The sequence below is a fragment of the Actibacterium sp. genome, from assembly GCF_055134745.1.
In genome coordinates, this window is sequence record NZ_JBSRVX010000024.1 from 55,157 (window position 1) to 79,643 (window position 24,487).

At 62.1% G+C, this 24,487-nt stretch carries 23 protein-coding genes; 13 read left to right on the forward strand and 10 right to left on the reverse strand.

Going from position 1 to position 24,487, the window contains the following annotated elements:
* Positions 1–9 precede the first annotated feature (9 nt).
* From biuH to ACTCHC_RS05355, 4 genes are read left to right on the forward strand one after another with little or no spacing between them, the layout of a single operon-like run.
* Positions 10–687: a biuret amidohydrolase gene (gene biuH, locus ACTCHC_RS05340; protein WP_463021438.1), complete on the forward strand. Its 678-nt coding sequence runs from the start codon at positions 10–12 to the stop codon at positions 685–687.
* Entirely contained in the window at positions 684–2,216 is a 1,533-nt protein-coding gene (locus ACTCHC_RS05345; RefSeq protein ID WP_463021439.1) for an ABC transporter ATP-binding protein, read from the forward strand. The genes biuH and ACTCHC_RS05345 overlap by 4 nt, the downstream gene beginning before the upstream one ends.
* The gene (locus ACTCHC_RS05350) at positions 2,216–2,878 is read left to right on the forward strand and encodes a cysteine hydrolase family protein (protein WP_463021440.1); all 663 of its coding nucleotides are present in this window, start codon (positions 2,216–2,218) and stop codon (positions 2,876–2,878) included. The genes ACTCHC_RS05345 and ACTCHC_RS05350 overlap by 1 nt, the downstream gene beginning before the upstream one ends.
* On the forward strand, positions 2,875–3,207 hold the full coding sequence (locus ACTCHC_RS05355) for a cupin domain-containing protein (protein ID WP_463021441.1): 333 nt from the start codon (positions 2,875–2,877) through the stop codon (positions 3,205–3,207). Before ACTCHC_RS05350 ends, ACTCHC_RS05355 begins: the two co-directional genes overlap by 4 nt.
* Before the next feature lie 21 nt (positions 3,208–3,228).
* Here ACTCHC_RS05355 and ACTCHC_RS05360 read toward each other — a convergent pair whose 3' ends face one another.
* Positions 3,229–4,026 carry an enoyl-CoA hydratase/isomerase family protein gene (locus ACTCHC_RS05360; RefSeq protein WP_463021442.1) on the reverse strand — a complete coding sequence of 266 codons (798 nt, stop codon included), beginning with the start codon at positions 4,024–4,026 and terminating at the stop codon, positions 3,229–3,231.
* Positions 4,027–4,181: 155 nt separating this feature from the next.
* On the opposite strand from ACTCHC_RS05360, the gene ACTCHC_RS05365 reads away from it, so the two are divergent.
* From ACTCHC_RS05365 to ACTCHC_RS05380, 4 genes are all read left to right on the forward strand, one after another.
* Complete coding sequence (locus ACTCHC_RS05365; protein ID WP_463021443.1) at positions 4,182–5,354, forward strand: thiolase domain-containing protein; 1,173 nt, start codon at positions 4,182–4,184, stop codon at positions 5,352–5,354.
* A 5-nt stretch (positions 5,355–5,359) separates the two neighbouring features.
* Positions 5,360–5,761: a Zn-ribbon domain-containing OB-fold protein gene (locus tag ACTCHC_RS05370; protein ID WP_463021444.1), complete on the forward strand. Its 402-nt coding sequence runs from the start codon at positions 5,360–5,362 to the stop codon at positions 5,759–5,761.
* Positions 5,762–5,772: 11 nt separating this feature from the next.
* Complete coding sequence (locus tag ACTCHC_RS05375; protein ID WP_463021445.1) at positions 5,773–6,570, forward strand: enoyl-CoA hydratase/isomerase family protein; 798 nt, start codon at positions 5,773–5,775, stop codon at positions 6,568–6,570.
* A 103-nt stretch (positions 6,571–6,673) separates the two neighbouring features.
* Entirely contained in the window at positions 6,674–7,318 is a 645-nt protein-coding gene (locus ACTCHC_RS05380) for a glutathione S-transferase family protein (protein WP_463021446.1), read from the forward strand.
* A gap of 4 nt (positions 7,319–7,322) precedes the next feature.
* Here the strand turns inward: ACTCHC_RS05380 and ACTCHC_RS05385 are convergent, their stop codons facing one another.
* The 3 genes from ACTCHC_RS05385 to ACTCHC_RS05395 are packed head-to-tail and all read right to left on the reverse strand — an operon-like array spanning position 7,323 to position 10,310.
* Entirely contained in the window at positions 7,323–8,696 is a 1,374-nt protein-coding gene (locus ACTCHC_RS05385; RefSeq protein WP_463021447.1) for a sulfotransferase, read from the reverse strand.
* Positions 8,693–8,926 carry a hypothetical protein gene (locus ACTCHC_RS05390; protein ID WP_463021448.1) on the reverse strand — a complete coding sequence of 78 codons (234 nt, stop codon included), beginning with the start codon at positions 8,924–8,926 and terminating at the stop codon, positions 8,693–8,695. The genes ACTCHC_RS05385 and ACTCHC_RS05390 overlap by 4 nt, the downstream gene beginning before the upstream one ends.
* A gap of 25 nt (positions 8,927–8,951) precedes the next feature.
* Complete coding sequence (locus ACTCHC_RS05395; protein WP_463021449.1) at positions 8,952–10,310, reverse strand: arylsulfotransferase family protein; 1,359 nt, start codon at positions 10,308–10,310, stop codon at positions 8,952–8,954.
* A 273-nt stretch (positions 10,311–10,583) separates the two neighbouring features.
* Here ACTCHC_RS05395 and mnmH point away from each other — a divergent pair, with 273 nt between their 5' ends.
* Entirely contained in the window at positions 10,584–11,645 is a 1,062-nt protein-coding gene (gene mnmH, locus ACTCHC_RS05400; protein ID WP_463021450.1) for a tRNA 2-selenouridine(34) synthase MnmH, read from the forward strand.
* Here mnmH and selD read toward each other — a convergent pair.
* Positions 11,632–13,818 (reverse strand): selenide, water dikinase SelD, encoded by a 2,187-nt coding sequence (gene selD, locus ACTCHC_RS05405; protein ID WP_463021451.1) that lies wholly within the window; start codon positions 13,816–13,818, stop codon positions 11,632–11,634. The two genes, mnmH and selD, sit on opposite strands and share 14 nt — an antisense overlap.
* A 196-nt stretch (positions 13,819–14,014) precedes the next feature.
* Here selD and ACTCHC_RS05410 point away from each other — a divergent pair, with 196 nt between their 5' ends.
* Entirely contained in the window at positions 14,015–15,034 is a 1,020-nt protein-coding gene (locus ACTCHC_RS05410; protein WP_463021452.1) for an AbrB family transcriptional regulator, read from the forward strand.
* 3 nt (positions 15,035–15,037) lie between these two features.
* Here ACTCHC_RS05410 and ACTCHC_RS05415 read toward each other — a convergent pair whose 3' ends face one another.
* Together ACTCHC_RS05415 and ACTCHC_RS05420 are read right to left on the reverse strand one after the other, a co-directional pair.
* Positions 15,038–17,554, reverse strand: coding sequence for an ABC transporter permease (locus ACTCHC_RS05415; RefSeq protein WP_463021453.1), 2,517 nt, complete (start codon positions 17,552–17,554; stop codon positions 15,038–15,040).
* Entirely contained in the window at positions 17,551–18,240 is a 690-nt protein-coding gene (locus tag ACTCHC_RS05420) for an ABC transporter ATP-binding protein (protein WP_463021454.1), read from the reverse strand. Before ACTCHC_RS05420 ends, ACTCHC_RS05415 begins: the two co-directional genes overlap by 4 nt.
* 52 nt (positions 18,241–18,292) lie before the next feature.
* On the opposite strand from ACTCHC_RS05420, the gene ACTCHC_RS05425 reads away from it, so the two are divergent.
* On the forward strand, positions 18,293–18,931 hold the full coding sequence (locus ACTCHC_RS05425) for an arylesterase (protein ID WP_463021455.1): 639 nt from the start codon (positions 18,293–18,295) through the stop codon (positions 18,929–18,931).
* Here ACTCHC_RS05425 and hemC read toward each other — a convergent pair.
* Positions 18,928–19,869: a hydroxymethylbilane synthase gene (hemC, locus tag ACTCHC_RS05430; RefSeq protein ID WP_463021456.1), complete on the reverse strand. Its 942-nt coding sequence runs from the start codon at positions 19,867–19,869 to the stop codon at positions 18,928–18,930. The two genes, ACTCHC_RS05425 and hemC, sit on opposite strands and share 4 nt — an antisense overlap.
* 108 nt (positions 19,870–19,977) lie before the next feature.
* On the opposite strand from hemC, the gene hemE reads away from it, so the two are divergent.
* Entirely contained in the window at positions 19,978–21,009 is a 1,032-nt protein-coding gene (hemE, locus tag ACTCHC_RS05435) for a uroporphyrinogen decarboxylase (protein WP_463021457.1), read from the forward strand.
* On the opposite strand, the gene ACTCHC_RS05440 is transcribed toward hemE, so the two are convergent.
* Positions 21,006–22,013 carry a hypothetical protein gene (locus tag ACTCHC_RS05440; protein ID WP_463021458.1) on the reverse strand — a complete coding sequence of 336 codons (1,008 nt, stop codon included), beginning with the start codon at positions 22,011–22,013 and terminating at the stop codon, positions 21,006–21,008. The genes hemE and ACTCHC_RS05440 overlap by 4 nt on opposite strands.
* A gap of 25 nt (positions 22,014–22,038) precedes the next feature.
* Positions 22,039–22,509 (reverse strand): transcription elongation factor GreA, encoded by a 471-nt coding sequence (gene greA / locus ACTCHC_RS05445; protein WP_463021459.1) that lies wholly within the window; start codon positions 22,507–22,509, stop codon positions 22,039–22,041.
* A gap of 242 nt (positions 22,510–22,751) precedes the next feature.
* On the opposite strand from greA, the gene ACTCHC_RS05450 reads away from it, so the two are divergent.
* Entirely contained in the window at positions 22,752–24,401 is a 1,650-nt protein-coding gene (locus ACTCHC_RS05450) for an electron transfer flavoprotein-ubiquinone oxidoreductase (RefSeq protein ID WP_463021460.1), read from the forward strand.
* Positions 24,402–24,487 lie beyond the last annotated feature (86 nt).

The window sequence follows — 24,487 nt, forward strand, 5'->3', positions numbered from 1 at the left end:
GGAAACATGGTGACCCATATTGACGCCGATCCCTATCGCTGGCCCTGGAACGGCGATCTGCGCCCCGAAAATACGGCGCTGATCATTATCGACATGCAGACCGATTTCTGCGGCACCGGCGGTTATGTCGATTCGATGGGCTATGACCTGTCCCTGACACAGGCCCCGATCGAACCGATCAAGGGCCTTCTGGCCACGATGCGCGACAAGGGATACCTGATCATCCATACCCGCGAAGGCCACCGCCCCGATCTGGCCGACCTGCCCCCCAACAAGCGCTGGCGCAGTCAGCAGATCGGGGCTGGCATCGGCGATGCCGGGCCCTGCGGCAAGATCCTCATCCGGGGCGAGCCGGGCTGGGACATCATCCCGGAGCTTTACCCCAGAGATGGCGAGCCGATCATAGACAAACCCGGCAAGGGCAGCTTCTGCGCCACCGATCTGGAACTGCTGCTGCGCACGCGCGGCATCGACAATATCATCCTGACCGGCATCACCACCGATGTCTGCGTCCATACCACGATGCGCGAAGCCAATGATCGCGGTTTCGAATGTCTGCTTGTCGAAGATTGTTGCGGTGCCACAGACAAAGGCAATCATGATGCCGCCGTCAAGATGGTCAAGATGCAGGGCGGTGTATTCGGCGCGGTTTCCCACAGCGCGTCCCTGATCGCGGCGCTGCCATGACGCGGCGCGCAACCACACCACGCGGCGCGGTCGGGATAGAGGCCGTGGGGATGACCATGCGCTTTGGCGATTTCACCGCGCTGGACAATGTGTCGATCAACATTCCGGCCGGGACGTTTCACGCCCTTCTGGGCGAAAACGGCGCGGGAAAATCGACACTGGTGAAATGCATCATGGGCTTTTATCACGCCACCTCGGGCGATGTTCTGGTCGCCGGACAAGAAGCCAGGATGACCGATCCACGCATTGCCCATGATCTGGGGCTGGGCATGGTCTATCAGCATTTCACGCTGGTCCCGTCGCTGACGGCCGCCGAAAACCTGGTTATCAGCCGGGCCGATGCCCCGGGCGTGATCAACTGGGCCAGAGAACGCGCAGAACTGGCGGCGTTCATGGACGGCATGCCATTCAAGGTGCCGCTGGACCAACCCGTCAAGCGGCTGGCGGCGGGCGAAAAGCAAAAGCTGGAAATTCTCAAACAGCTGTATCTGGGCCGCAGGTTCCTGATCCTTGACGAACCGACATCGGTTCTGACCCCTGCCGAAGCGACCGAGGTTCTGGGCCATGTCCGCGCCCTGACCCAGGCGGGCGAAATTTCGGTGCTCATGATTACCCACAAGTTTCGCGAAGTCACCAGCTTTGCTGATGACGTGACGGTTCTGCGGCGCGGCAAACATGCGGGCGGCGGGGCGGTCACCGATCTGACCACCGCCGATATGGCCCGGATGATGATGGGCGCAGACCCCGAAATATCCGAGGTGAAACGCACGGGCACCCGTGGAGATGCCATTCTGAAACTGGACGGAATTCAGGCTGACGACCGGTCGAGACTGAAAGAGATCAGAATTGACGATATCGCCGTTCATGGCGGCGAAATCCTGGGAATCGCCGGGGTGTCCGGCAATGGCCAGATGGAATTGATGGAGATTCTGACAGGCCAGCGCCCGCTGAAAGGCGGCACAGTTCGCGTCAAAGGAACGCCGTTCACGGCCACCCGCGCTGAAGCCAAGGCGCATAAGGTGCGCTATCTGCCTGAAGAGCCGCTGCAAAACGCCTGCGCCCCGAAGATGAGCGTGGCCGAAAACCTGGCCTTTCGGCTGTTCGATGTCGGGACCGGCCCGCGCCCGCGGTTCTGGAAAAGCAATCGCCGGATCGCCGCCAATGCCGATGCGATGATCGCCCAGTTCAAGGTCAAGACCGCCTCGCCTCAAAGCCCGATCGCAGCCCTTTCGGGCGGCAATGTCCAGCGCGCGGTGCTGGCGCGCGAACTGACCGGTGATGTCGATCTGCTGATCGTGTCCAACCCCTGTTTCGGCCTGGACTTTGCCGCCGTCGCCACCATCCGCGAGAAAATCGTCGAGGCCCGCAATCGCGGCGCGGCGGTGCTGCTGATCAGCGAGGATCTGGATGAAATTCTGGAACTGTCCGACCGCATTCTGGTGATGTCCGAAGGGCATATCGCCTTTGAAACGACCGCCGCGCAGGCCGATGTGGCCGAAATCGGTGGCTATATGGCGGGGCATGCGTGATGCCATTGATCCGGGCCGAACCGTTTGATTTTGCCTTTGATCCCGACAGTATCGGATTGGTGGTGATCGACATGCAGCGCGATTTTGTCGAACCGGGCGGCTTTGGCGCCTCGCTTGGCAATGATGTGGCGCTGTTGCGTGCGATCATCCCGACCACAAGACGCCTGATCGACGGCTTTCGCGCCGCGGGCCTGCCGGTGATCCACACCCGCGAATGCCATCGCGCCGATCTGTCTGACCTGCCCCCCGCCAAACGCAACCGGGGCAATCCCGCCCTGCGCATCGGCGATCCGGGCCCTATGGGGCGTATCCTGATCGCCGGCGAACCCGGCGCGGATATCATCCCCGAGCTTTATCCGATCGAGGGTGAAACCGTGATCGACAAACCCGGCAAAGGCGCGTTTTACGCCACCTCCTTTGCGCAGGTTCTGGCTGAAAAGGGCCTGCGACAACTAATCTTCGCCGGGGTCACAACCGAGGTCTGCGTGCAGACCACCATGCGCGAGGCCAATGACCGCGGCTATGATTGCCTGTTGGCAACCGATGCAACCGAAAGCTATTTCCCCGCCTTCAAACAGGCCGCCATCGACATGATCCGCGCCCAGGGCGCCATTGTCGGCTGGACCGCGCCCACCGATGATATTCTGGGGGCCTTGGCATGACCGCCCTGCCCGACACGCGCCAATTGCTGAACGGCGGCTGGCGCGACCTGGCATATGAACCGTTCAAACCGGGCATTACCGTGCATTGGATTCGCCGCGACGATCCGCAGATCGCCGTTCTGCGCTATGAACGGGGGGCCGCCGCCCCGCGCCACCGCCATGCCGGGGTTGAAACCATTCTTGTGCTGGACGGGTCACAAAGCGACGATAATGGCACCTATCGGGCGGGCGATTTCATTATCAACTCGATCGGGTCGGAACATCGTGTCTGGTCGGACGAAGGTTGCGCGGCGCTGTTGCAATGGGAAAAGCCCGTTCAGTTTCTGTGACCGGCCCTGGCACAGATAGACCTATTTAGACGGCCAGCGAAACTGCGCGGGTTCCTTGGCGATAAAGCGGCGGATGGCTTCGCGTGCGAAATCGCTGCCCACTGCGATGGCCTGGGCGCTGGCCTCATAATCCAGCATCTGCGTCAGATCGCTTTGCAACGACATTTGCAGCGCCATTTTCGACAGGCCCGCAGCCGTGGGCGAGCCAGAGGCAAAGCCGGCAGCCATGGCACGGGCACGCGGCAGCAGATCCTCAGGTGACAACACCTCCAGCGCGATGCCCAGATCGCGCGCCTCATCGGCACGGACTTCGCGCGCGGACAGGATCAGCTCCTTTGCCCGTTGCAGGCCCACGACGCGCGGCAATGTGTAATAGGCGGCCACATCCGGCACGAACCCGATACGGTGGAACACCATGCAGAACCGCGCCCGGTCCGAGGCCAATACGATATCCGCCATCAGCGCAATGCTGAAGCCCGCACCATAGGCAACACCATCCACCGCCACGATCAGCGGCTTGTCCAGCGCCATGATTGCCTTTGCCAGATCCTTGTATTTTCGCATGCCGGCAAGGCGTGTTTCAGGCGTGCTGGGCGCCCCCTGCGACGCTGCCTTCAGATCGCCACCAGAACAGAAATCCTGCCCCGCGCCGGTCAAGACCACGGCCCGCGCGCCGCTGTCATGCCCCAGATCGGTGAACAGCGCCGTCAGCTCGGCCGTCATAGCGGGATTGAGCGCGTTCTTCGACTCGGGCCGGTTCAGGTTGACGGTCACACAGCCCGCATCGTCACGGTCCACCTGCAATGTTTCATATGACATATATTTCCCCCATTTTGCCCGGTTATACCCTATATGGATTCCTCAACAACGACGTGTTGACCTTTGCAGCGGACTCTTTCATATTCCGCGCGTTAGAACAACGTTTCTATACGGCTTGATTGATGCCACAGCAGTTGAAGGGATAAGGTTATCATATGACGATACGTCGCAAGGCCTGCATTGCGGGCGCGTATGAGCATCCGACGCGCAAGGCGCCGGACAAGACGGTTGCACAACTGCATGCGGAATGCGCGCGGGGGGCTTTGCAGGATGCAGGGCTGACGCTGGAAGATGTCGATGGATATTTCTGCGCCGGCGATGCACCGGGGCTGGGCGCCAACAGCATGGCCGACTATCTGGGCCTGACCGGTTTGCGCCACATCGACACGACCGATACCGGCGGTTCCGCCTATCTGCTGCACGTATCCCACGCCGCCCAGGCCATCGCGATGGGCAAATGCCGTGTGGCGCTGATCACACTGGCCGGACGGCCACGCAGCACCCCGGTCACAGTCGGTGTCGGCGCGCGGATGGTCACCGATGACACCCCCGATGGCCCCTGGGAAATGCCCTTTGGCCCGGTGACGGTAAACAATTACGCGCTGGTTGCCGCGCGTCACATGTATGAATACGGCACGACCAGCGAACAGCTGGCCTGGATCAAGGTCGCCGCAGCCGCCCACGCCCAACACAACCCGCATGCAATGCTGAAATCGCCCGTAACGGTCGAGGAAGTGCTGGAATCGCCCATGATTTCCGATCCGCTGCACAAGCTGGATTGCTGCGTGGTCAGTGACGGCGGCGGGGCGCTGGTCGTGGTGCATCCCGATATCGCGCGCAGCCTGAATCGCCCGGTGATCAACGTTCTGGGTGCGGGCGAGGCGATCAAGGGCACGCTGAATGGCCAGGTTGATCTGACATGGTCGGCGGCGGCGCGATCTGGGCCGGTGGCTTTTGCCGAAGCGGGGGTCAAGCCGGGCGATATCCAATATGCCTCGATCTATGACAGCTTCACGATCACCGTGCTGATGCAGCTGGAAGATCTGGGGTTTTGCGAAAAGGGTCAGGGCGGGAAATTTGTGGCCGATGGCAATCTGATTTCGAGCGTGGGCAAGCTGCCGTTCAACACCGATGGCGGCGGGCTGTGCAACAACCACCCGGCCAATCGCGGCGGCATCACCAAAGTGATCGAGGCAGTGCGCCAGCTGCGCGGCGAGGCCCACCCCAAGGTTCAGGTGCCCAACTGCACGCTGGCCCTGGCACAGGGCACCGGCGGGCTGTTGGGGTCGCGCCACGGCAGCGGAACATTGATCATGGAACGGGGATGAAAGAGATGAGCACACCATATCAGGACAGACCAATCCCCGATCCGGTCATTGATGCGGCAACCGAACCGTTCTTTGAGGCGGCAAAAACCGGCGTTCTGCGCCTGCGCAAATGCACGGATTGCGGCAAACCGCATTGGTATCCCCGCCCGGTTTGCCCCTATTGCATGGGCGATACCGAATGGGTGGATGCAGCGGGAACCGGCACGATCTATTCGGTCAGCGTCACCCGCCGCGCCGGCCCCATCCCTTATGCGCTGGCCTATGTCACGCTGGACGAAGGCGTGACGGTGCTGACCAATATCGTCGATTGCGATCTAGATACGGTCAAGATCGGCCAAAAGGTGAGGGTTGCGTTCAAACCATCGCAAAACGGAACAAGCATTCCGATGTTTGCACCCGCATCCTGATGCAGAGCGAATTGAAAACCCTGACCTTCAGCGTGACGGATCAGGTTGGCTGGATCAGGCTGACCCGTCCAGAAAAGCATAATCCATTGGATATGGATTTGCGCAAGGATCTGATGCAGGTCCTCGACCGCCTGCGCGAGGATCACGAAATCAGGGTTGTCGTTCTTGCTGGCAGCGATGGCGCATTCTGCGCAGGCGGAAACCTGAAACTGCTTCGGGAAAATGCCGAAGCAGGCACCGCCTATTGGCATCAGCGCATCAAGACCGGATTGCGCATGATCGAAGATCTGCTGAATCTTGGCAAACCATTGATTGCGGTTGTGGATGGTCCGGCCTTCGGCGCGGGCTTTTCGCTGGCGCTGGCGGCCGATCTGGTACTGGCGACGCCACGTGCGCGGTTCGCGATGTCATATCTCAAACTTGGGCTGATACCCGACCTTGGGCCGCTTTACCTGTTGCCCCGCATCGTCGGGTTGCAACGCGCAAAGGAACTGATCCTGTCGGCGCGCGTCATTGATGCCGCCGAAGCCCAGGCGCTGGGCATCGTCATGGAACTGCAAGGCAGCGGCACCATCGAGGCGCGCGCGCAAGAACTTGCGCTCAGCATGGCGAAAATTTCCCCGACCGCGCTGTCGATGACGAAGGCGATACTGAACCTGTCGATGGATACAGACCGCGCCTCGCTGTTCGCGATGGAAGCACTGGGACAGGCCGCAGCCTTCGCCTCACCCGAGCCGATCGAGGCCATTGACATGATGCTGAACAAGCAAATGCCCCCTTTCAAGGGCTTTCCAAAGCTAGGCGACTGACTGTTCTTTTCACCGGCTGGTGCAAGCAGGAACGGTCGGCGTTGATCACAATCATCATCGTCGCTATCCATGGTTCATCATTGGACTTCGGGGAGGAAGCGACATGGTCACACTGTTTCACAGCGCCCGCGCGCGTTCGCTGCGGCCTCTTTGGGCGCTGGAAGAACTGGGGCTGGAATACAACCTGGAAATGCGGGCCTTTCCGCCGCGCCAGCAGCCCGAATATATCAAGATGAACCCGCTGGGCACGGTGCCCTTCCTGATTGATGGCGATATCGTCATGCATGAATCCGTCGCCATGTGCCATTATCTGGCTTCGCGCTATGGCCCGTCCGATCTGGCGCTGACCCCGGCCGAGGCCGAATTTGGGCCCTTCCTGAACTGGCTGACCTTTGGCGAGGCATCGCTGACCAGCGCGCTTAGCCTGGTGATCCATTATGGCGGCTGGTACAGCAAGACCCACCCCGAGGTGATCGACCACCCCGATGTGACCGAATATTATCGGGACAGCTTTTTCAAGGCGCTGAACACGGTCGAAACCGCGATGCGCGGGCGCGATTATCTGGTGGGCGGGCGCTTTACGGTGGCCGATATCAGTGTGGGCTATAATTTCCGGCTGCTGGAAATGCTGGGCCTGCTGGGCGATGTCTCGCCCGCGATGCAGGCCTATTGGGCGCGGCTGTCTGCCCGTCCAGCCTATCGCAAGACCCAAGAAATCAACGCAGCCTTTCAGGCGGCCCCGGCCTGACCCCTCAGATCAGCGACGCATGAATATCGGCAGCGCGGGCGGCCAGATCAGGATGCGCGCCCTCTATCGGTTTGGCCCCCTTGTCGCGCATTTCGGCAAAGGGCGCGGCGGCCATGCCCAGACCTTGCAGGATCTGCGCCTGATAGGCCGGATCGCGGCACAGGGCCTCGTATGATACAAACTGCACCGCATCCCCCAGCCGGTCCTTGATACCCCGCAGGTGGTCATAGCTGGCGATCCAGACCTGCAGCCAGTAATCCAGCGTCATCGGATCGGATGTCGGGCGGCCCTCGAACAGAAACGGCTTGTGCGCCTTGCCAAATTCATGATGGCCCAGCCATTTGAAATAGCTTTCCTCGAACCCGTCGGCCGTCTGAAACCGTTTGTGCTGTGACAGCAGGCTGGCGGCATGTTGCAGCGGGTCGCGCACCGGCACCAGAAAGCGCGCATTGGGCAGGGTCGCGGCCAGGGATGGCAAGCGCAGGATATTGTTGTTGTTCTTCGACAGATAGCGGGCCTTGCCGGTGCGGCGCAGGATCAGGCTTATGTAATCGGCAAAGCCGTCCAGTTCTTCCTGATAGGGTTTGTGAACCGTCAGGCCTTTGTCGGTGATGTAATCCTTGCCACAGGTCACCCGCCAATACACTTCGTCCAGCGCCTCGGGGCTGTCCAGATCGACCTGGATACCATCGCCATGGGCGCGGTCCTTGGCCTCCATCTTGCTGTGGCGCGACATGTTGGCCCACAGGTTGGGCGCCATCACAAAGGGCATGTCGCGATAGGTCAGCGACCCGAACGCGCCTGATCCATACAGCTCTCGCGTCAATATCGTGGTGCCGGCCCGCGCCAGCCCGCAGATGAACACATGATCGCCGTTACGGGCGTCTGGTGATTGCTTCAGGTAACGACCGCGTTCCAGATCGTGAATCATTTCCGGCAGAACCGGCGCGCCCAGCGCCAGCCGGTGCAGCAACTTGTCAGTGGTGGAATAATCTGACGCTTCAGCGTTCTTTTTTCCGCCGCGCGTGCGCAGCCACAGATAGGCGACAGACCCGACCAGCATGGCGACGATCACCACCGGCCGCGCCAGATCGGCAATCAACCCGGCAAAGCCCGTCGGGTAGATCACACCGATCAACGCATAGGGCAGAACCACCAGCATCAGCATCCCGAGGATCAGAATGCAGGCCATGGCGATCCGCATGGCAAAGGCAGGCAGCACCCGTTCCTTCCAGTGATCGGATATGCGGCTGCTCGACACGGTGCGGGCGGCTTTGCGCGAATAGGCTGTCACACGCGAAAGCGTCACCCCGAAAGGCACCGCTTTCAGGATTTCACAGGCGATCAGCGTAGCCAGGCCGATCAGAACCCAGTTCATTCAGGGGTGCCATCATTGCCGGCATCGGCGCTGGGGGTTTTCTTGCGCTTTCTGAGCGTACGCTTGATCGGATAATAGATCACCGCGAACAGGGCCAGAAAAACAGAGCCTATCACCCCGAACACGGCCGCAATTGCACCCGCCCCCAGGCCCGGCCCGACATAGGCCTGCGCCGCGACGGGCAGGATCATCATGAGGGATGCTATCAAAATGGTGCGTTTAGTATCCATGGCTATCTTCCGTTGCTAGGATCAGTCAGTTATCGCAGTTCGCGGATCTCAGTTCCTTCAATGCCGCATCGCCTTGCGCCTTGGGCACATAGCGCACCCAGCCCAAAAGATACGGCAAGCCATCCTTCGCACCATTAACATATTCAAGCGCAACCCTGCCGTCTGCGTCAAAAATCAGAACCCGGCCAAATTCCGCCTCTTCCACCAGCATCTGCCCCGATGGCAGTATGGTGAACAGGCCTTCGGCCAGGGTCGCGAACTCTTCGCGGCGAAAGGCATCGCTGAGCGGCTTGCTGACAGTATCGGTGGCGAAATCGTAGATCATCACCTCGCTGCCCGGCTCTACGCTGGGGCCGGCGGGCTTGGAATACATGTTGTTGTTGAAGATGCCGATATGGGTATCGTCAATGATATCAACATCATGCTGAAACGACCATGGGCCGGTCTTCAGCCAGATGACCTTATCCGTTGAGGGGCGATACAAAACAATCGTGGATTTATGACGGATGCTGAGAAATACATCGCCCTGCTTCCAATAGGGACCGTCAGACATGACCGGCTGAATATCGTTCAGGTGTATAGGATCATCATTATACCCTGCATTCACGCCAAACAGCAGGTATTGCAAACCGTTATCTACCAGGATCTGCGAAACCGATTTCGTGAACAGGATTTCACCATCCGGTGACACCTGCGTAATGGCATCGTCACGATAATCATTCGGGGCACCATTGAAGCGCACCGGATCATATGTCTCGGGGATCCAGAAATTGCCATCAGGGCCCATCTCGGTAGAATGGTGGAACAACGCGTCATTCCGCCAGACCGTATTGCCACAAGCATTCAGACGGACCAGCGGCGTTGCGATATCCTTGACGATCAGATCGCCATTATCAGTCATATACGGATGGATATGGCGATAATGCTCGTTTGAAAATGGAACATTCTGATACTTGGCGCTCCAATTCACGCCTTCGAACATTTCATTCGGGTCCGGGTCCCAGGTGAACCTGGTTTCCTGTGTCGACAGATCGACCAGATCGACCACATGGCGCCGGCGGTCGCCGTCATAGCGGCTGAGCAGCAGATAACCTTCCACCCCCGCCTGGCCCGAGGTTGCCGCCCCAGACCATCCAGCGCGATTCTTGAACCGGACATTGCCCCACATCTGCGCGACCATCCGATCTTCGGGGTTCATGATCTTTTCGATGACATTGGGCAGGTCGGCCACATTATAAGCAACATCGCCCACCGCGCCGAACCTGTCATATCCCAGCGCGCGGGTCCGTACCACGATCCCGAAACCGACCAGACCCACAACGATCAGAATGAAAAGGGGAAGCAGCACCCAGACGGGTATCTTGCGAAACAGCAGGCGTTCCATCGACAATTCTTTTCCTTCGCTGGCGCAACGGCAATACTGGGGGCGCGCAGTAACGATCGCGCGCAACGCTCTCATATTATTCACAGTTTAGTCAACGCCGCACCTGCAAAGTCGCCAATATTTCACACAATGGCGGGCTGTGGATAATTATGCCCGGCGGATTGTTTATCATTTCGGCCCAATGCGCCGAACGGACGAAATTGGTTCGGAATCGGGGCATGGCCACATCACGGTTTCTCTTTTCCAGCCTGCACACTCGGCCTATCAGGGCGTATGGTATATGCGCTTTCATCGCTGTCCGATCTTGACTGTCTGCCCTTCGATCAGGTGATCGACGTGCGGTCACCGGCGGAATTCGCCCAGGACCATGTTCCCGGCGCGATAAACTTGCCGGTTCTCAGCAACGAGGAACGTGCCCATGTTGGCACGATCTACAAACAGCAAAGCCCATTTCTGGCCCGCAAGATCGGCGCGGCGCTGGTGGCACGCAATGCAGCGCATCACCTGGAAACCACACTGGCCGACAAGCCAAAGGGCTATCGCCCGCTGGTCTATTGCTGGCGCGGCGGCCAGCGGTCTGGCGCGCTGGCCCTGATCCTGCGGCAGGTTGGCTGGCAGGCCGAAACGATCGACGGCGGCTATCGCAGTTTTCGCCGTCTGGTGCAGCAGGCGCTTTACGATGCGCCCTGGCCCGGCCCCGTCGTGGTTCTGGATGGCAATACCGGCACGGCCAAGACCGAATTGCTGGCCCTGTTGTCTGAAAAAGGTGAACAGGTCATTGATCTGGAAGACCTTGCAAATCACCGCGGCTCGCTGTTTGGCGCGCGCACCGACAGCCAGCCCGATCAGAAAGCCTTTGAAACCGCGCTGGCGATGCAGGCTGCGCAGCTTGACTCGGACCGACCGATTCTGGTCGAGGCTGAATCGAACAAGATCGGACGTATCAACCTGCCCCCATCCCTTTGGCGCGCGATGATGACCGCGCCGCGCCTGACCGTCACCGCCCCCCTGCCTGCCCGTGCGCGCTACCTTACGCAGACATATGGCGATATCATCGCAGACCACGCGCGGCTTATCGCTACGCTGGCCTCGCTGCGCCCGCTGCATCCGCGCGACCGTATCGAAGACTGGCAAAAGCTGGCCGAAACTGGCGACTATGAAACACTGGCCGCATCATTGATGCAAAATCATTATGATCCGCGCTATGAACGGCAACGAGCGCGCTTTTGCGATCTGCCATCAATGACGGTGCAACTTGACGATCTGGGGGCCGCCTCGCTGGCAGTGGCGGTTGCCGACATCAAGGCCAAGGCGGCCATGCTTATTTCAGGGTAATAAGCGGGCCGCCCCGAATGATTTCGCCGATGATCCGGGCCGGAAATCCGCAGTCAGTCAGTTGCCCCAGCACCTGTTGCGCCCGATCTGCGGGCAGGCTGGCCAGCAATCCACCCGCTGTCTGCGGATCGACCAGCAGCGCATGTAACGGATTGGCGCGCTCTGCGCCCGTGATCGCATCCAGCATTTCGGAATTCTGGGGAAACAGCGACGAACGGATACCGGAACGGGCCAGATCCAGTGCGCCATCCATCAAGGGCACCTGCCCGGCGCGCAGGATCGCCCCAACCTGCGACGCCCGCAAGATCGTCAGCAAATGCCCGACCAGCCCATAGCCTGTCACATCGGTCATCGCATTTGCCACCGGCGCCAGTATCGCCGCCGCATCCCCCTGCGGCACGGACAAAAGCCGAAGGACCGTGGCAATATCATCGCCATGCGCCAGCCCCTGCATTTCAGCGGCAAACAGCGTGCCGCTGCCGATCGGACGGGTCAGGATCAGCACATCGCCCGGCACGGCGCCCTGCAACCCGGTGACTCGTCCCTCGCACAGGCCGGTCACGGTGAATCCAACCGTCAGCTCGGCCCCGACCGATGTGTGCCCGCCCACCAGATCGGCCCCGGCGGCGCGAAAGACGGCGCTGGCGGCGGTCTCGATCTCGCGCAGCATATGCTGCTGCATCGTGCCGCGCATCCTTGGCAGGATGATGGTGGCCAGCGCCGCCTGCGGTTTGGCCCCCATCGCCCAGACATCGCCCAGCGCATGCAGCGCCGCGATCCGGGACAAGATGAAAGGGTCTTCGGTAAAGGCCCGGAAATGATCCGACGTGATCACCTGACGCGACGCGCCGAATTTCAGCACCGCCGCATCATCCCCCACACCATGCAACACATCGCCCCGCGCCGGTGGCGGCAGATCGGCCAGCCCCGAGCGCAGCACATCGCCGCCCGGCTTGGCGGCGCATCCCCCACAGGGTGGCGCACCGGCCAGATCTTCGGCCACGCCCAGCGTCATATGCGCGGGCAAATCGGCGACCAGATTCATCGGGGGATAGGTTCGGAACTTGTCCATGAACTTGCGGTCAATCCGGTCTTTCCAGCGCCACAGAAAATCGCCTTCCAGGCGTAATCCCAACTTGTCCGCAACGGCATGCTGTCTGCCCGTCGATATCAGCTTCAGATAATCGCGCTGCGGATGATATGCCCGGCGCGCGCGACCCGTCAGATCGGCGCGCAGGTTGTGATACAGAACCGGCGCCTGCCGAACGGCAAAGACACCCGCCTTGGGCCGGGGGGCATAGGTCATATGCGCGCAATCCCCGACCGCATAGATAGCGGGATCATTCAGCGCCCGCAGATCTGGACCGATATCGACAAAACCATCGGTCAGTTGCAATCCTGAGCTTGTCAGCCAGCCCTGCGGCCGGCTTCCGGCGGCGCCAATGACCAGGCTGGCAGGGATATCCGTGCCACCCGCCAGCGTGACGCCCTTTTCGGTAACAGCCGTGATATCGGCATTGGTGCGCAATTCCACCCCTTGTGCCGCCATCTGGGCCAGTATCGCCCGGCGCGCGCCCGATCCGATGCCACGCAGCGCCATATCACCCGCCTCAAGCAGCACAACCCGTCCGCCGGCACCCAGCCGATGCGCCGCCGCCAGCGCCAGTTCCGCCCCGGCAACCCCCGCCCCGATCACCGCCACCAGCGGCGCAGCGCGGCCCCGGGCGACATCCTGCACGAAAGCGGCCCAGCGATCCGCGAACGGGCCCAGCGGTTTTGCCGGCACCGCATGATCGGCAAAGCCCGTCATCTGTGGCAAGTCCGAACTGATGCCGATATCGAGGCTGGCAATATCGTACAAGACAGGCGGACGGCCCTCGACATGGATCAGGTGCTGTTCCCGGTCGATCCCCGTCGCGCGGCCCAATATCAGCCGCGCCCCGGCGAAACGGGCCAGGCGCACCAGGTCGATTTCCAGATCCGCCGGGCCGTAATGCCCGGCCACCACCCCGGGCAGCATACCAGAATAGGGTGCGCTTGGCCCCGGATTGACAAGGGTCAGCCGGGTGCCGGGCAACGGGTTCATACCCCATTTGCGCAAGACCAGCGCATGGCTATGCCCGCCCCCGATCAGGACGACATCGCGCGTCAATGGCATTACGGCAGGTTTCATGTTTCGGTCTCTGGTGCCAGCCATACCTAGCCGCCACCGCCCGGCAGGAAAAGGCATTGCGCAAGTATATGCCACATTTCGCATGTATCCCGGCATTTTCGCGGCACCCGGTCCCCACCGCCGCCCGTCTTGACAAAGCAACGAAGCGGCGCTTAGGTCCGCGCACCCCACAGGCAACCCGCGAAAGGCCGACAGCATGTGGACCGTTTTGCGGACATTGATCATTGGCGGGCTGGGTGCTGCGGCCGCGTTTTACCTGTCGGTGCCGGTGCCGTTCCTGACAGGTCCGGTTGCGCTGGTGACGTTATGCGCCCTGTCGGGGCTGGCAGTCACCATTCCCGAACAACTGCGCAATATCGTTTTTGTCGTCATCGGCATGAACATGGGCGCCGCCGTCACCCCCGAGGCGGTCGAGAACGCCGCCCGATGGCCGGGCAGCCTGATCATGCTGGCGCTGTCGATCACGGTGATCTTTCTGGGCGGGGCCTGGCTGATGCGGCGGGTGTTCGGGCTGGATCTTATGTCGTCCTTGCTGACGGCGGTGCCGGGGCATCTGAGCTTTGTCATCAGTCTGTCGGCCGAAACCAGGGCCGATATTCCGCGCGTCATGATGATACAGACCATGCGGGTTCTGACACTGACCCTTGCCGTGCCGCTGCTGGCCCCTTTCCTGTCAGACGGACCGCTGCCCGCAATGCGCCCCATGGCGCAGGTCATGACGCTGCCGGTGCTGGCGCTGTTGCTGGCACTGTCGGTTCTGGTGGGCCTGGTTTTCCAGCGGCTGCGCGTTCCTGCGGCGCTGTTGCTGGGCGGCATGGCGGTCTCGTCCCTGTCGCATGGTTCAGGGCTGATCGACGGGGGCGTGCCCCGCTGGCTGTCGATCCCGGCCTTTACCATCATGGGCACGCTGATCGGCGCGCGGTTCAGCGGCATCACCTTCGCCATGGTGGCCAGGTCTTTCGCCTCGTCTGCCCTGCTCAGCGTCTTTTCGGTGCTGGTCTCGCTGGCGGCCGCGCTGGCCACGGCGCGCCTGTTCGATCTGCCCGTCATGATGGTGCTGATCGCCTTCGCGCCGGGTGGGCTGGAAACCATGATGGCAATGTCGGTTCTGCTGAATGCCAACCCGGCCTATGTCGCCGCGCATCACGTGTTCCGGCTGTTCTTCCTGACCTTCCTGATCCCGATCATTGTCACGCGGGCAAAGGCGCGGCTTTAGCTGTCATTCGCGCGCGCGCAACACATGCGCCGGGCGCATGGCCAGCGGGCGCAGCGCGAACAGCAACCCCGCCAGCAACGTGGCCATGATGCCGCCCGCTATGATCAACAGGGCCGAAAGCGGCTCGAACACATAGCTTTCCTTCATCACGAACACCATCACGGCCCAACCGGCAATCGCGCCGGCAACAACGGCCACCACGCCAGCCGCCGCACCCAACAGCGCCGAGCGCAGCGCGAAATAGGCCAGAATTTGCGACCGCACCGCGCCGACCGTCTTCAGCACGGCGGCCTCGTATATACGCGCCCGCGCGCCCGCCGCTGCCGCACCGATCAAGACGAAAACCCCGGTGACCAATGTCGCCAATGCGCCATAGGTGATCGCGGCAGCCAGCCCGCGCAGAACCTCGGACACGCGGCCAATGGCGTCGCGCACCGATATGGCCGTGATATTGGGATAGGCTGTCGCCAGATCGCGCAACAACGGCGCCTCGGCCTGGGGTGCGGCGTAGATGGTTGAAATCAATGTATGCGGGGCACCGGCTAGTGCTGATGGGTTCATCGCCATGACGAAACCGATGCCCGCGGTCGAAAAATCGACGACACGAAAGCTGGTGATGGTGGCGTCGATGTCGCGGCCCAGGATGTTGACGGTGATCTGGTCACCCAGGCTCAGGCCGATCTCTGTGGCCTCTTCCTCGGCGAAACTGACCTGCGGCGGGCCATCATATCCCCGCGGCCACCAGGCCCCGGCGGTGATGCGCGTATCATCGGGCGGAGAATCGGAAAATGTCACGCCCCGATCGCCCGTGACAACCCAGTGATCGCCCGCCACCTGTCGTGCCGGCAGGCCATTGAGACGGGTAATGACCCCCCGCAGCATCGGCGCGGTCTGGACCTTTGTCACGCCAGGGTCGTTCTGGACCCGGTCCAGATAGCCTTGCACCTGATCGGGTTGAATATCGACGATGAAGAATGACGGCGCGATATCGGGCAATTCGCCGGAAATCGCACGGTTCAGATTCGCGTCGATCTGCCCGACAGCCGCCAGAACCGACAGCCCCAACCCCAGCGACAACACGACCGAAACAGCCTCGCCGCCTGGCCCGCCGACAGCGCCCAGCGCCAGCCGCAACGCAGTGCGCCCGCGCAGCCACCGCGCCCGCGCACCGCGCCGCGATACCGCACGCAGCCCCTGCGCCGCCAGAACCAGAACCAGCAAGGCGCCAACGATGCCAACCGCGGCCCAAAGCGCCAGCCGGGGCACGCCGGAAAACCACGCCGCAACCCCGATCAGCCCCCCCGCCAGGGCCAGCGTGATCAGCGCAACCGGCCAGCCCGGCCAGCCCCGCACCTGCCCGCCCGCATCGCGGAACAGTGCCGCCGCGCGCACCGCGCGGGCGCGCGCCAACGGCCACAGACTGAACAGCAACGCGGTCAGAACACCATAAAGCGCGGCCTCGGCCAGGGGGGCGGCGTGAAGGCCGAATTGCGCCGGCAAGGGCAAACGGGCATCAATCAGCGGCGCCACCGCCAGCGGCAGCACGGCGCCCAGCGCCAACCCGATCGTGATCCCCAATGCCGCAAGCGCCCCGATCTGGATAAGGTAGGCGGCAAAGATCGTCCGCCCTTCGGCACCAAGGGTTTTCAAGATCGCGATCACCTCGGTCTTGCTGTCGATATAGGCGCGTACGGCCGCCGAAACGCCCACGCCCCCCACCGCCAGGCCTGCAAGGCCGACCAGCACCAGAAAGCTGCCCAGCCGATCGACGAATTCCCGCATGCCGGGGGCCGCGTTACGGCTGTCGCGCCAGCGCATGCCGCTGTCACGAAACTGCGCCTCAGCCGTGGACCGCAACGCTGCCAGATCGCTGCCCGCGGGCAGTTTCATCCGATATTCGGTTTCAAACAACGTGCCCGGCGCCAACAGGCCTGATCCGTCCAGCGCGGCGCTGCGCAGGATGATCGGCGGCCCAAACCCGAACCCGCCACCAGCATCGTCGGGCATGCGCAACAGCCGCGCGGTCAGGGTAAATTCCTTGGTGCCCAGGCGAAACCTGTCGCCCACCGCCAGCCCCAGCCGGTCGGCCAGCAGCGGCGCCATCACGGCACCCTCGCCCGCCAATGCTACATCCAGCGTGATGGAAGGTTCCAGCTGCACCGCACCGTAAAGCGGATACAATCCGTCAACGCCCTTGACCTCGGTCAGGGCGCGCTCGGCCCCGATGGGGCGATCGACCACTGCCATGGACCGGAAACTGACCAGTTCCGACACCTGCGCCGCATTGGCCTGCATCCAGTCGCGCTCCGCCGCGCTGGCATAGCGATAGGTCATCTGCATCATCGCATCGCCGCCCAGCAGCACCGCGCCCTGGCTTTTCAGCCCGTCTTCGATCCCGACACGCACAGACCCGACCGCCGCAATCGCGGCCACACCCAGCGCCAGGCAGATCAGGAAGATACGAAACCCCGCGATCCCGCCGCGCAATTCCCGCCGGGCGATCCTGAAGGCGTTTCTCATTCGGCGGCCTGCCGTGCGGCATCAACCCGGCCATCGGTCAGCCCGACAATCCGGTCGCATCGCTCGGCCAGGTCGCGCGCGTGGGTGACCAGAATCAACGTCGCGCCATGTGCATCGCGCAAACCGAACAACAGATCCATGATCGCCTGCCCGTTGGCACCATCCAGATTGCCGGTGGGTTCATCCGCCAGCAAGATATCTGGGCGCGGCGCGGCGGCGCGGGCCAGCGCCACGCGCTGTTGCTCGCCCCCGGACATCTGGGCGGGATAGTGATCCAGCCGCGCGCCCAGCCCCACGGCGCGCAATTCATCGGCGGCGCGGTCAAACGCATCGCGGTGCCCGGCCAGTTCCAGCGGGGTCGCCACGTTTTCCAGCGCGGTCATGGTCGGGATCAGGTGGAAAGATTGAAACACAACGCCCATATGTTGTCGGCGAAAGCGGGCAAGCTGGTCTTCGTTCATCACGGTCAGATCATGGCCCAGCGCCATCACACTGCCTGCCGTGGCGCGTTCCAACCCGCCCATAAGCATAAGGAGCGACGACTTGCCCGACCCCGACGGCCCGATCAGCCCCAGCGACTGTCCGCGCGGCACATCCAGCGTGATGCCGTGCAGAATCTCGACCGGGCCGGCATTGCCGGTCAAGGTAAGGGTAACATCTTTCAGCGAAAGGATCGGCGCGGTCATGAAGGGCTTTCGGTCAAGGGCGGTCCCCGTTCGATATGGGGCATGGCGGCAGATGCGCAAGATTTGGGTGGCAATCGGCGTGGCAATCTTTGCGGCGGGTGTTGCATCTGCCGATCCGCTGCGGCTTGTGGCCCTGGGGGACAGCCTGACGCAGGGCTATGGCTTGCCGCAGGAAGACGGATTCGTCCCGCAGTTGCAGCGATGGCTGACAGAAAAGGGCGCGGATGTTGTCATCACCAACGCCGGCGTCTCTGGCGATACCACGGCGGGCGGGCTGTCGCGCGTGAACTGGACACTGTCGGGCGGGGCCGATGCGATGATCGTGGCGCTGGGTGGCAATGATATGCTGCGCGGCATTGATCCGGCTGTCAGCCGCGCCAATCTGGATGGAATTTTGCGCGCAGCAACCGAAAAGAACGTGCCGGTTCTGTTGGTCGGCATGTCGGCGCCGGGCAATTACGGCCCCGATTACAAGGCCGCGTTTGAAGGCATGTATCCTGATCTGGCAGACAGGCATCAGGCGCTTCTCTATCCGGACTTCCTGCAGGCATTGCTGGACCAGGGCAATCTGGCCGAAACCCGGCAGACTTATATTCAGGCTGATGGCATACATCCAAATGCCGCAGGCGTGCGCCTGATCGTGGCGGCCATGGGGCCATCGGTGCTGGAACTGCTGGAGCGTGCCCGCTAGACCGCGAAAAACCCGCTTCCGGCACGTGCCAGCAATGCAGCCGCCAACGTCCGGCCCATTTCGGGGCCATCCGCGACCGGGCCGCGCATTTCGTCGGCGATGCAATCCGACCCGTCGGTGCGCAAGATCTCTCCGCGCAGGCGCAACACGCCCTGATCCAGTTCCGCCAATCCGCCGATGGGCGTTTCGCACGATCCGTCCAGCGCGGCCAGAAAGGCGCGCTCGGCCGCCAACCGCTGGCCGGTTTCAGTGTCGTGGATGGCGGCAAGCATCATTTCGGCACGGTTGTCATCCGCGCGCCGTTCAATCCCTATGGCGCCCTGCGCAACAGCGGGCAACATGTCGTCAGGGGAAATTGCGCCGCGCGCGACATGCGCCATGCCCAGCCGGTTCAGCCCGGCCATTGCCAGAAAGGTCGCCATTGCCACGCCGTCATCCAGCTTTTTCAGCCGGGTCTGCACATTGCCGCGAAATTCGACAACGTTCAGATCGGGCCGCCGAAACAACAGTTGCGCGCGTCGCCGCAGGCTGGAGGTGCCCACCACCGCCCCCTGCGGCAGATCGGACAGCCCCGCGATGGCCGGCGATACAAAGACATCACGCACATCTTCGCGCGGCAGATAACAATCCAGAACCAGCCCGGCGGGCTGGTCCACCGGCATATCCTTCATTGAATGCACGGCGATGTCGATGTCACCCGACAGCATCGCATCTTCGATTTCCTTGGTGAACAGCCCCTTGCCGCCGATTTCCTTCAGCGGCCGGTCAAGAACACGGTCGCCTGTGGTTTTGATCACCACGATATCAAACGCCTGTTCGGGCAGATCAAAGGCGGCCGCCAGCCGCGTGCGGGTTTCATGCGCCTGCGCCAGCGCCAGCGGCGATCCGCGGGTGCCGATCTTCAGCGGGGCCTGCAAAGAGGGAAGCATCTGTGACATGTCCAAGGTTCTAACCGCGCCGCCGGGCGCTGACAATGCCACCCCGCCCTTGACATGCCGCCACAGGCAGGGGACGACCGCAGGACGTATTTTCACGGGGGGGAACCGATGGCCGAGACCAAGAAACTGATGCGCGCGCTGGCCGGCCAGGTGCAGGATGTCCCGCCGGTCTGGATGATGCGTCAGGCAGGGCGTTACCTGCCGGAATACCGCGCCACACGGGCGCAGGCGGGCGATTTCCTGTCGCTGTGCTATAACCCCGATCTGGCGGCCGAGGTCACGCTGCAACCGATCCGCCGCTATGGCTTCGATGCCGCGATCCTGTTTGCCGATATCCTGTTGGTGCCACAGGCGCTGGGGGCTGATCTGTGGTTCGTCACGGGCGAAGGCCCCCGCCTGTCGACGATCACAACGCCCGATGATTTCAAGGCCCTGCGCCCGGTGGAGGACATCCACGAAACGCTGGCACCCGTCTATGAAACGCTGCGTATCCTGACCCGCGCCCTGCCGCGCGAAACCGCGCTGATCGGATTTGCCGGGGCGCCGTGGACGGTGGCCACTTATATGATTGCCGGGCGCGGCACGCCCGATCAGAGGCCTGCGCATGCCCTGATGGCCGCGGACCCTGCCACGTTCGATGCGCTGATCGCCCGGATCACTGCCGCCACCATCGAATATCTATGCGCGCAGATCGAGGCGGGTGCCGAGGTGGTCAAACTGTTCGACAGCTGGGCGGGGTCGCTGAAGGGCGATGCGTTCGATCGTTATGCGCTGGACCCCGCGCGGCAAATCATCGCGGCGATCAAGGCGCGCCATCCCGGCGTGCCGGTCATCGCCTTCCCGCGCGAAGCCGGTGGTCGCTATATCGGCTTTGCAAGGGCGACCGGGGCCGATTGCGTGGCGCTGGACAATTCGGTTTCAGCAGACTGGGCCGCGCAGCATGTTCAGCCCGATGGCTGCGTGCAAGGCAATCTTGCACCGCATCACATGGTGACGGGCGGGCAGGCGCTGGTGGATGAAACACGTCGCATCGTCGATGCCTTTTCCGGCGGGCCGCATATCTTCAATCTGGGTCACGGGATCACCCCCGATGCCGACCCCGACAACGTGCAACGCATGATCGACGCGATCCGCGGCTAATCGAAAGTTCCCGACACGCGCCCCAACAGCATGAAGGCGCGCGCCGTGCGGGTTTCGGCCAGATCGCTGATATCCTGATCGGTGGCGCGCTGTTCAAAATCGGTCAGCGTGCGATCGAACTGGCGCAGGAAATGATGCGCGGTATCGCGAAAGATCGGATCTTGCCGCATCCGCCCGGCGGTCAGCGCCAGGCAGGACCGATCGCGCACCCCGCCCAGGCCTGATATCGCCGGGCCACGCTCGCCCTGCGCGAACTTGCGCCAGATATCCGGCCGGGCGCGATCAGGGCGCAGATCGTCCATATAGATACCGTCCTGGCTGAGCAGCGTCAGCACATCCTGCGCGGCACGCACCAGTTTGGCGGCGGCGCGGTCTTTCAGGGCCCGGCGCAGGGCATCAAAGCCGGCCTTGTCCTCGGCGGTTTCCGGAAAATTCAGCGCCCGGATGAAATCGGCGGTCGCCAGCGGCGGCGCCAGATCTTCGGCCGATGTGCCCAGCGCAAGCGAGGGTTGCGAATCGTCTCCCTGCGCGCGGAAGGGAACCGGCGGCAAATCGGTTCGCGTGCGGCTGGTTGCAAAGGTCGCGATCGCGGTTTCCGCCTGCTTCTGGGCCAGTGCGATTTCGTCCAGTTTCTTTTCGACCGTAGGGCGGACGTTCATGCGCGCGGTTTGCTGCTGTTCGATATAGGCATGCCGCATCGCATCAATCGCCGCCTGCAACCGGGTCGATTCCTGCCGGATGATCCGGGCGCTTTTGGCCGCAGAGGCCCCGACCCAGATCAGCGCCACCGGCATGGTGATCGCCAGGAACGTCAGCAAGAACGTGATCGGGTCGAACTGCGTATTATCCGACGATGCCGCCACAAGAAAGAAAATGCCCGCGGCCAGCAGCCAGGTCAGGCTCAGCACCGTGGCGATGATATCGGCCACGCTCCAGCCCGACGCCCTGGCCTTTGCCCCGAAAATACCAAGCGGGACCGGCTGTTTGTGATTCTGGTCTGCCATACTGGGACGTCCCCGACCTTGCCTGTCAGACGTAACTTATGCTCAGGATTTCATAGCTTTTCTCGCCGCCCGGCGTCTTGACCTCGACACTGTCACCTTCGTCCTTGCCGATCAAGGCGCGCGCGAGAGGCGAGCGGATATTCAGCAAGCCCTTTTCGATATCGGCTTCGGCTTCGCCCACGATCTGATATACGCGTTCCTCATCGGTGTCTTCGTCAACCAGCTTTACGGTGGCCCCGAATTTGACAGAGCCCGACAGCCGGCTTGGGTCGATGACCTCGGCCCGCGACAGCAGGCCTTCCAGTTCCTTGACGCGTCCTTCGATGAAGCTCTGCTTTTCCCGCGCGGCGTGGTATTCGGCGTTTTCGGACAGGTCGCCATGTTCACGGGCTTCGGCGATCGCCCGGATGACGGCGGGACGCTCCACGGATTTCAGTTGTTTCAACTCGGCCTCTAGCGCGGCATTGCCGGCACGGGTCATCGGTACTTTTTCCATGGCTCACATCAGATGTTTGAAAGCGGCGCGCCCGGCTTGGGCACACCGCTGATGAACAGATACAATACCTGACCCCAGCGGGATGCGGATTGCAAGAGGGCCATTCCGCATTCACGATATGGCCGTGGCAGGAACCACATCCTCGCGGCAATGTTTGGTTACAATTGACGGTCCATGGCGCAATAAGATAACTCTCGCATGAATTGACGGGCATGAAGGCGCACAGCGCGAAAGGTATACTGATGACGCAGATCGAACGCGAAACGATGGAAGTTGACGTGGTAATCGTCGGGGCCGGCCCGGCCGGACTGTCCGCCGCCATTCGTTTGAAGCAGCTTGATGCCGATCTGAATGTCGTCGTGCTGGAAAAAGGGTCCGAAGTCGGCGCACATATCCTGTCGGGCGCGGTGCTGGATCCCTGCGGCCTGAACGCGCTGATCCCCGATTGGAAAGAAAAAGGCGCGCCCCTGAACGTGCCCGTGACCGAGGACAATTTTTACGTTCTGGGTGAGGCGGGCAAGGTGCGCGTGCCCAACTGGCCGATGCCGCCACTTATGAACAACCACGGCAATTACATCGTTTCGATGGGCAATGTCTGCCGCTGGATGGCCGAGCAGGCCGAAGAACTGGGCGTGGAAATTTTCCCCGGCATGTCCTGCTCCGAACTGGTTTATGGCGAAAACGGCGAAGTCAAAGGCGTCGTCGCCGGTGAATTCGGCAAGAACCCCGATGGCACCCCCGGCGATGCCTATGAACCCGGAATGGAACTGCACGGCAAATACGTGTTCCTGTCCGAAGGCGTGCGCGGCTCACTGAGCAAAGAGGTGATGGCGAAATACGATCTCTCGAAGGGCCATGAACCGCAAAAATTCGGCCTTGGGATGAAAGAGATCTGGGAGATCGACCCCGCCAAGCATCGCCCCGGCACCGTGACCCATACGATGGGCTGGCCACTGGGCAGCAATGCAGGCGGCGGGTCGTTCATCTATCACCTTGATAACAATCAGGTTTACGTGGGCTTTGTCGTCCACCTGAACTACAAGAACCCATATCTTTATCCATATATGGAATTCCAGCGCTTCAAGCATCATCCGATGGTGGCCGAACTGCTGGAAGGCGGCAAACGCGTGGCATATGGCGCGCGCGCCATTTCCGAAGGCGGCTGGCAGTCGGTGCCCAAGGTGGTGTTCCCGGGGGGCGCTTTGCTGGGCTGTTCGGCGGGTCTGGTCAACGTGCCGCGCATCAAGGGCAACCACAACGCCATGCTGTCGGGCAAGGCTGCGGCCGAAGCCGCCTATGACGCCATTCAGGCGGGCCGTTCGGGGGATGAATTGACCGCCTATGAAACCGATCTGCGCACGGGGCCGATTGCGAAAGACCTGAAAAAGGTGCGCAACGTCAAACCCCTGTGGTCGAAATTCGGGCTGACCACCTCGCTGGTGGTCGGCGGGTTCGACATGTGGACAAACAATATTCTGGGCCTGTCGGTGCTGGGCACGCTGAAACATGGCAAGACCGACGCCGCCGCCACGGGCGAGGCCAAGGATTTCAAGCCGATCGACTATCCCAAGCCCGATGGCAAGCTGTCCTTTGACCGGCTGACCAACGTGGCCTTCTCGTTCACCAATCACGAAGAAAGCCAGCCTGCGCATCTGAAGCTGAAAGACCCCAGTATTCCCGTCGGGGTAAACCTGCCGAAATTCGCGGGGCCGTCGGCGCGTTATTGCCCGGCGGGGGTCTATGAATTCGTGGGGGAAGGTGCCGACACGCGGTTCGTGATCAACTTTCAGAACTGCGTGCATTGCAAGACCTGCGACATCAAGGACCCCAGCCAGAACATCAACTGGACAGTTCCGCAGGGCGGCGACGGGCCAAACTATCCGAATATGTAACAGTCATGTCATGCGGGCGGCGATTTCGCCGCCCATCCATTGCCATGATCGCTGCGCATGACTACGATTCGAACGCAGTCTGACCG